This is a genomic window from Microcoleus sp. D3_18a_C4, assembly GCF_036702415.1.
Lineage (GTDB): Bacteria > Cyanobacteriota > Cyanobacteriia > Cyanobacteriales > Microcoleaceae > Microcoleus.
Genome location: NZ_JAUBTI010000209.1, coordinates 1 through 1533, shown reverse-complemented (window position 1 = coordinate 1533; position 1533 = coordinate 1). Strand labels below are relative to the sequence as shown.

The window sequence follows — 1533 nt, the reverse complement described above, 5'->3', positions numbered from 1 at the left end:
AAAGATTAATTCAGGACTCATAAAATCAAAATCAGAACTTACAAGTGTGGGGGTATAGCTCAGTTGGTAGAGCGCCTGCCTTGCACGCAGGAAGTCAGCGGTTCGAGTCCGCTTACCTCCACTCTCACTAACTATTACAACCGCCAAAAAAAGCCAAAAAAATAGAAATCAGCACCCAGACTAACTTGGTCAAAAAAGAAGTCGGAATGCTGGAGTCTAGAACTCTAGTCAGAACCTTGAAAACTGCATAGAAATTAAGTCATCAAAGCGTGTATGTAATCCGAGAAATCGGAGCATCAGACAAGCGACCACCATGAAAGAATCAAGTGGTCAAGTTACAAAGGGCTAACGGTGGATACCTAGGCACACAGAGGCGAAGAAGGACGTGGCGACCGACGATAAGCTCCGGGGAGCTGGAAGCAAGCATTGATCCGGAGATGTCCGAATGGGGCAACCCAGTAAGCATCAGTTGAATACATAGACTGATAGCGGCGAACCCAGCGAATTGAAACATCTTAGTAGCTGGAGGAAGAGAAAGCAATAGCGATTTCCCAAGTAGTGGTGAGCGAACGGGAAACAGCCTAAACCAGAGGTTTTTACTTCTGGGGTCGTGGGACAGTCAATTAACGTATCTTGAAGCTAGACAAAGCAGTTGAAAGCTGCACCAGAGAAGGTGAAAGTCCTGTAGTCGAAAGTAGAAAAGAGCGTGACTGTATCCCGAGTAGCACGGGGCCCGTGAAATCCCGTGTGAATCAGCGAGGACCATCTCGTAAGGCTAAATACTACTGTGTGACCGATAGTGAACCAGTACCGCGAGGGAAAGGTGAAAAGAACCCCGGAAGGGGAGTGAAATAGAACATGAAACCGTTAGCTTACAAGCAGTGGGAGGACGATTTAACGTCTGACCGCGTGCCTGTTGAAGCATGAGCCGGCGAGTTATAGGCAGTGGCAGGTTAAGACCCTATGGGTTGAAGCCAAAGCGAAAGCGAGTTTGACAAGAGCGCCCGTGTGAAAGCACAGGTCACTGTTTATAGACCCGAACCCGGGTGATCTAACCATGTCCAGGATGAAGCTTGGGTAACACCAAGTGGAGGTCCGAACCGACTGATGTTGAAAAATCAGCGGATGAGGTGTGGTTAGGGGTGAAATGCCAATCGAACCCGGAGCTAGCTGGTTCTCCCCGAAATGTGTTGAGGCACAGCGGTCGAGATTAAGTTTAGGGGTAAAGCACTGTTTCGGTGCGGGCTGCGAGAGCGGTACCAAATCGAGGCAAACTCTGAATACTAAACTGGTACTCGGCCAGTCAGACGGTGGGGGATAAGCTTCATCGTCAAGAGGGAAACAGCCCAGACCACCAGCTAAGGTCCCAAAATGACTGCTAAGTGATAAAGGAGGTGGGAGTGCAGTGACAACCAGGAGGTTTGCCTAGAAGCAGCCACCCTTAAAAGAGTGCGTAATAGCTCACTGGTCTAGCGCTCCTGCGCCGAAAATGAACGGGGCTAAGCAGTCTACCGAAGCTGTGGAATAAATGAT

Annotated in this window: 1 tRNA gene, 1 rRNA gene and 1 pseudogene; 2 read left to right on the top strand and 1 reads right to left on the bottom strand. The window is 49.2% G+C overall.

The window, feature by feature from the left end:
* Window positions 1–48: 48 nt before the first annotated feature.
* Window positions 49–121 (top strand) — tRNA-Ala (locus QUB16_RS33120).
* Window positions 122–127: 6 nt separating this feature from the next.
* Here QUB16_RS33120 and QUB16_RS33760 read toward each other — a convergent pair.
* Window positions 128–247 (bottom strand): annotated as a pseudogene (locus tag QUB16_RS33760) (hypothetical protein); the annotation flags it as partial.
* Window positions 248–328: 81 nt separating this feature from the next.
* Between QUB16_RS33760 and QUB16_RS33115 the strand changes: the two are divergent.
* Window positions 329–1533: ribosomal RNA gene (locus QUB16_RS33115) — 23S ribosomal RNA — on the top strand; the annotation flags it as partial.